This window comes from Methylobacterium oxalidis, assembly GCF_007992195.1.
In the GTDB taxonomy this organism is placed as follows: domain Bacteria; phylum Pseudomonadota; class Alphaproteobacteria; order Rhizobiales; family Beijerinckiaceae; genus Methylobacterium; species Methylobacterium oxalidis.
In genome coordinates, this window is the sequence record NZ_BJZU01000008.1 from 1 (window position 1) to 7,012 (window position 7,012).

General features: G+C 70.1%; 2 protein-coding genes. Both read right to left on the minus strand.

Going from position 1 to position 7,012, the window contains the following annotated elements; all coding sequences use genetic code 11:
* Positions 1-165 precede the first annotated feature (165 nt).
* Positions 166-3,504: an efflux RND transporter permease subunit gene (locus MOX02_RS03880; protein ID WP_147024415.1), complete on the minus strand. Its 3,339-nt coding sequence runs from the start codon at positions 3,502-3,504 to the stop codon at positions 166-168.
* A 259-nt stretch (positions 3,505-3,763) separates the two neighbouring features.
* Positions 3,764-6,889 carry an MdtB/MuxB family multidrug efflux RND transporter permease subunit gene (locus MOX02_RS03885; protein ID WP_147024416.1) on the minus strand — a complete coding sequence of 1,042 codons (3,126 nt, stop codon included), beginning with the start codon at positions 6,887-6,889 and terminating at the stop codon, positions 3,764-3,766.
* Positions 6,890-7,012 lie beyond the last annotated feature (123 nt).

A 7,012-nucleotide genomic window follows, 5' to 3' on the forward strand; every position in this document is an offset into this window, starting at 1 on the left:
AGGGTGAGGGGTTCGCCGTTTCCAAAGAGGTCGCACCCCTCACCCGGTCTGCTGACGCCGACTCGACCTCTCCCGGACGGGAGAGGCGGGGCGGCGCCCGGTCCGGGCGCTGCGCGGCGCGCCGCCCCGCGCGGGCGGGACCTGATTCCTGCGGGAGGACGCGCATCACTCGGCGGCCGGCAGCGGGGCGGTGCCCGGACGGCGGCGGCGGGCGAGAACCCGGTGCCGCATCCGGTCGAGGTACAGGTAGACGACGGGGGTCGTGTAGAGGGTCAGGATCTGGCTCACGATCAGGCCGCCGACGATCGCGATGCCCAGGGGCCGGCGCAGTTCCGAGCCCTCGCCGCCGGCGAGGATCAGGGGCGCCGCGCCGAGCAGCGCGGCCAGCGTTGTCATCATGATCGGCCGGAAGCGCAAGAGGCAGGCCTCGAAGATCGCGTCGCGCGGGGAGGCGCCGCGGCTGCGCTCCGCGTCGAGGGCGAAGTCGATCATCATGATGGCGTTCTTCTTCACGATGCCGATGAGCAGGAACACGGCGATGAGCGCGATCACCGTGAACTCGGTCCCCGAGACGAGAAGCGCGAGGAGCGCCCCGATGCCGGCCGAGGGCAGCGTCGAGAGGATCGTGATCGGGTGCACGAAGCTCTCGTAGAGGATCCCGAGGATCGTGTAGACGGCGAGGATCGCGGCGAGGATCAGGAGCGGCTGGCGCGAGGCGGAGGCCTGGTAGTTCTTGGCCGCGCCCGCGAACTCGCCGTGGATGGTGGCGGGCAGCCTGAGGGAGGCCATCGCCTCCTCGATCGCGGCGGTGGCGTCCGACAGGCTCTTGCCCGTGGCGAGATTGAACGAGATCGTGGTGGCCACGAACAGGCCCTGGTGGCTCACCTGCACCGGGGCGTTGCCGGTCTCCAGCCGCGCGAAGGCCGAGAGCGGGATCATCGTCTCCTTGGCGCTCGACACCGGCGCGCTCGAGGAGGCGCCCCCCTTGCTCGCCGCGATGGCGTTCGAGGCGGCGTTGCGGGCCGAGTCGCTCGCGATGGCGGCGGCCGTCGCCGAGGGGTCGGTGGCGCTGGTGTCGACCGTCGCGGCGGCCCCCGTGCCGTTGGTGTTGGCGGTGCCGTTCGCCGCCACCGTGCCGGCGACCGCGTTCGTCGTGGCCGAGCCCCGCGCCTTTCCGCCCGAGGTCGAGACGTAGATCATCTTGAGCGTCTCGGGCGATTGCAGGTAGCGCGGCGCGATCTCCATCACGACGTGGTACTGGTTGAGCGGGTTGTAGATCGTCGAGACCTGCCGCTGGCCGAAGGCGTCGTAGAGGGTGTTGTCGATCTTGTCGGGCGTGATGCCGTAGCGGAAGGCCGTGGCGCGGTCGATCACGAGCCGGCTCTCCAGGCCGCCCTCCTGCTGGTCCGAGGTGACGTCGGCGAAGATCGGGTTCTTCTGGAGCGCCGCGAGCAGTTGGGGGGCCGCCGCGTAGAGTTCCTCCGCCGTGTCGCCCTGGAGCGTGTACTGGTACTGCGCGAAGCTCTGGCGGCCGCCCATGCGCAGGTCCTGGCGCGGGAACAGGAACAGGCGCGCGCCCGCCACCTGCGCGAGCTTCGGGCGCAGGCGGTTCATGACCTCGGTGATCGAGGCGCGCTCCCCGCGCGGCTTCAGGCTCACGAAGACGTTGGCCGAGTTGGTGCCGCGCCCGCCCGTGAAGCCGACCACGTTGTCGACGGCCGGGTCCGCCTGCACGATGGCGGTGGCCTGCCGCAGCTTCTGCTCCATCGACTGGAAGGAGATGCGCTGGTCGGCCTGGATGCCGCCCATCATCTGCCCCGTGTCCTGCTCCGGGAAGAAGCCCTTCGGCACGATGACGTAGAGGTAGACGTTGAGCCCGATCGTGGCGAAGAGCGACAGCAGCACGAGGCGGCGGTGGCGAAGCGCCGTGCTCAAGGTGCGCTCGTAGGCCCGCAGCATCCGCTCGAAGCCGCCCTCCAGGATGCGGAAGAGCAGGTTCGGGCGCCGCGCCGCGGCCCCGTGCGGCTCCGGCTTGAGGAGGCGCGCGCACATCATCGGCGTGGTGGTGAGCGAGAGCACGAGCGAGATCAGGATCGCGAGCGACAGCGTCACGGCGAATTCCTGGAACAATCGCCCGACGAGCCCGCCCATCAGCAGGATCGGCAGGAACACCGCGACGAGCGACAGGCTCATAGAGATGACGGTGAAGCCGACCTCCCGGGCGCCGAGCAGGGCCGCCTCGATGCGCGGCCTGCCCTGCTCGATGTGGCGCTGGATGTTCTCCAGGACGACGATGGCGTCGTCGACCACGAAGCCCGTGGCGATGATGAGCGCCATCAGCGACAGGATGTCGAGGGAGTAGTCGAACAGGTACATCGCCGAGAAGGTGCCGACGATGGAGATCGGCACCGCGACCGCCGGGATCAGCGTCGCCCGCCAGGAGCGCAGGAAGACGAAGACCACGAACACGACGAGCCCGACCGCGATGAGCAGCGTCTCCTCGGTCTCGGCCAGCGAGGCGCGGATCGTGGCGCTGCGGTCGCCCGTGATGGTCAGGTCGATGTCGCCGGGCAGCGCCGCCTGCACCTGCGGGATCGCCGCCTTCACGCCCTTGATGGTCTCGACGACGTTCGAGCCCGGCTGCTTGTAGATGAACAGGATGACGCCGGGCTTGCCGTTGATGAGGCCGAGGTTGCGCCGGTCCTCGACCCCGTCGACGACCTGGCCGACATCGGTGAGGCGCACCCCCGCCCCGTTGCGGTAGGCCACGACGATGTCGCGGTAGTCGGCGGCGGTGCGGCCCTGGTCGTTGGCGTAGAGCTGGTAGCGGCGCGCCTCCGTCTCGATGGCGCCCTTCGGCGAGTTGGCGTTGGCGGAGGCGAGCGCCGCGCGGATGCCCTCGAGCCCGATGCCGTAGTGGAACAGCGCCGTCGGATCGAGCTCGACGCGCACCGCCGGCAGCGAGGAGCCTCCGATGTCGACGTTCCCGACGCCCGGGAGCTGGGACATCTTCTGCTGCACGACGGTGGCGGCGGAATCGTAGAGCTGGCCCGGCGTCAGGGTGTCGGAGGTCAGGCCGAGGATCAGGATCGGCGCGTCGGCCGGGTTGAACTTGCGGTAGGTCGGGTTGGTGCGCAGGGCCGTCGGCAGGTCGGCGCGGGCGGCGTTGATCGCCGCCTGCACGTCGCGCGCCGCCCCGTCGATGTTCCGGTTGAGGCCGAACAGCAGGACGATGCGCACCGTGCCGGTGGAGCTCGTCGAGGTCATCTCGTTGACGTCGGCGATGGCGCCGAGGCGGCGCTCGAGCGGGGCCGCCACCGTCGTCGCCATGGTCTCGGGCGAGGCGCCGGCCATCTGCGCCTGGACGAGGATGACGGGGAAGTCGACCTGCGGCAGCGGCGCCACTGGCAGCTTCAGGAAGGCGAACAGCCCCGCGAGCAGCACCCCGATCGTCAGGAGCGTGGTGGCGACCGGGCGCCGGATGAAGGGCTCCGAGACGTTCACGGACGCGCTCCCGGGATGAGCGGCCTGGACCTTGCGCGCCTCGCCGCTCCCGTGCCGGCTTGGCGGTTCGCACTTCGAGGCCTACGAACGGCAAGGCGTCGCAGGATCGGGCGCCGCTCACCTCTCCCGTGCGGGAGAGGTCGAGTCCGCGCGAGCGGACCGGGCGAGGGATCAGGTCTTCCCGGAAAGCGCGCACCCCTCACCCCGACCCTCTCCCGGACGGGAGAGGGGGTGCCGCGCGGATCTTGCAGAGGCGCGCTCACGGCAGCGCCCCGCCGGTCGGCACGCCCCCCTCGCGCCGGCCCGTGACGCGCCGCTCCAGGCGGTCGAAGGCGAGGTAGATCACCGGGGTGGTGAAGAGCGTCAGCACCTGGCTGACGATGAGGCCGCCGGCGATGCAGATGCCGAGGGGCTGGCGCAGCTCCGAGCCGACGCCCGTGCCGAGGATGAGCGGCACCGCCGCGAAGAGGGCCGCGAGCGTCGTCATCAGGATCGGGCGGAAGCGCAGCAGGCAGGCCTCGAAGATCGCGTCGGGCGGGCTCATCCCCTCCTCGCGCTCCGCCTGGAGCGCGAAGTCGATCATCATGATCGCGTTCTTCTTCACGATGCCGATCAGGAGCACGATGCCGATGATCGCGATCACGTCGAGGGAGAGGCCGAACAGCATCAGCCCGAGAAGCGCCCCGATGCCGGCCGACGGCAGCGTCGAGAGAATCGTGATCGGGTGGATGAAGCTCTCGTAGAGGACGCCGAGCACGATGTAGACCGTGACGATGGCCGCCAGCACGAGGAACAGCTCGTTGCCGAGGGCCGCCTGGAAGGCGAAGACCGAGCCCTGCGGCACGATGCGGAAGCTCGGGGGCAGGTCGATCTCGCGGCGCACCTGCTCGATCGCCTCGACCGCCTGGCCGAGCGCCGCGCCGGGGGCGAGGTTGAACGAGACGGTGGTGGCCGGGAACTGTCCGAGATGGCTGATGAGGAGGGGCGCCCGCCGCTCGCTGACGCGGGCCACCGCCGAGAGCGGCACCTGGCCCGAGGTCGCGGTCGAGGACGGCAGGTAGATCGTGTTGAGGCTCTCCAGCGTCTTGTGCAGGTCCGGGTCCGCCTCCAGGATCACCCGGTACTGGTTCGACTGGGTGAAGATCGTCGAGATGATGCGCTGGCCGAAGGCGTCGTAGAGGGCGTTGTCGATGGTGGCCGGGGTGATGCCGTAGCGGCCCGCGGTCGGCCGGTCGATCGTGATGTAGGCGGAGAGCCCGCTGCCCTGGAGGTCGCTCGCCACGTCCGACAGGAGGGGGGAGCGCTGCAGCGCCGCCACGAAGCGGGGCACCCAGGTCTCGAACTCGTCGAGGTTCGGGTTTTCCAGGATCACCTGGTACTGGGTGGCCGAGACCGCGGTGTCGATGGTGAGGTCCTGCACCGGCTGCATGTAGAGGCGCACGCCCGGCACCGCGCCCGAGATCCGCTTCAGCCGGTCGATGACGGCGCTGGCCGAGGCCGTCCGCTCGTCGCGGGGCTTCAGGTTGATCAGGAAGCGGCCGGAATTCAGCGTGACGTTCTGGCCGTCGACCCCGATGAAGGAGGACAGGCTCGCCACCGCAGGGTCCTTCAGGATCAGGCTCGCCAGCCGCTGCTGGCGCTCGGCCATGGCCGCGTAGGACACCGTCTGGTCGGCCTGGGTGATGCCCTGGATCACGCCCGTGTCCTGCACGGGGAAGAAGCCCTTCGGGATCACCACGAACAGGTAGCCGGTCAGCGCCACCGTGCCGAGGGTGACGAGCAGCGTCAGGCCCTGGTGGCGCAGCACCACCCGCAGCGCCCGCCCGTAGGCCGCGATGGTGCGGTCCAGGGCGCCCCGGCCCATCCGCGACAGGAGGCCCTCGCGGCGGGCGGCGTGCCCCTCCGGCGCGTGCTTGAGGAGGCGCGCGCACAGCATCGGCACCAGGGTGAGCGAGACGACGCCCGAGATCACGATGGTGGCGGCCAGCGTGATCGCGAACTCGTGGAACAGCCGCCCGACCACGTCGCCCATGAACAGGAGCGGGATCAGCACCGCGATCAGCGAGACGGTGAGCGAGATGATGGTGAAGCCGATCTCGCGCGAGCCCTTGAGCGCGGCCTCCAGCGGCGAGTCGCCGTCCTCCACGTGTCGGGCGATGTTCTCGATGACGACGATGGCGTCGTCCACTACGAAGCCCGTGGCGATGGTGAGCGCCATCAGCGACAGGTTGTCGAGGGAGAAGCCGTAGAGGTCCATGACCGCGAGCGCGCCGACGAGCGAGAGCGGCACCGACAGGCTCGGGATCAGGGTGGCCGAGAGGCTCCTGAGGAACAGGAAGATCACCATCACGACCAGGGCGATGGCGAGCCCCAGCTCGAACTGCACGTCCTCGACGGAGGCGCGGATCGTGACCGTGCGGTCGGTGAGCGGCGTCACCGTGATGGCGGCGGGCAGCGTCGCCTGAAGCTGGGGCAGCAGCGCCTTGATCTTGTCGACCGTGGCGATGACGTTGGCGCCGGGCTGGCGCTGGATGTTGAGGATGACCGCCGGCGTCTCGTCCATCCAGGCGCCGAGCTTGGTGTTCTCGGGCCCGTCCACCACGTCGGCCACGTCCGACAGGCGCACCGGGGCGCCGTTGCGGTAGGCGATGATCGCGTCCTGGTAGGTCTTCGGGTCGCGGATCTGGTCGTTGGCGTTGATCGCGTAGGACTGGGTCGGCCCGTCGATCGTGCCCTTCGGCGTGTTGACGTTGAGGTTGGTGATGGTGGTGCGCAGGTCGTCGATGTTGAGGCCGTAGGCGGCGAGCGCGCGGGCGTTGAAGCGCACCCGCACGGCCGGGCGCTGGCCGCCGCCCATGCTGACGAGGCCGACGCCCGCGACCTGGGAGATCTTCTGGGCGAGCCGCGTCTCGGCGAGGTCGCGCACCTGCGTCAGCGCCATCGTCTTCGAGGTGAGCGCCAGCGTCAGGATCGGTGCGTCGGCCGGGTTCACCTTGGCGTAGATCGGGGGTGCCGGCAGGTCGGAGGGCAGGAGGTTGCCGGCCGCGTTGATCGCGGCCTGGACCTGCTGCTCGGCGATGTCGAGGGGCAGGTCGAGGCTGAACTGCAGGGTGATGACCGAGGCGCCCGCCGAGCTCTGCGAGGTCATCTGGTTGAGGTTGGCGAGCTGCCCGAACTGCCGCTCCAGCGGCGCCGTCACGGACGAGGTCATCACCTCCGGGCTCGCGCCGGGATAGAAGGTCTGGACCTGGATCGTCGGGTAGTCGACCGAGGGCAGCGCCGAGACCGGCAGGTTCAGGTACGAGACGAGGCCGACGATCAGGATCGCCAGCATCAGGAGCGTCGTCGCGACCGGCCTCAGGATGAAGATGCGGGACGGGTTCATCGGGACACGTCCGCAGAGGCGGCGCGCGCACCGTCACCGGATCCGCGACCCCGCCCCCTCTCGCGTTCGGGAGAGGGCCGGGGTGAGAGGTTCGCCGTATCCGGAGAGGTCGCACCCCTCACC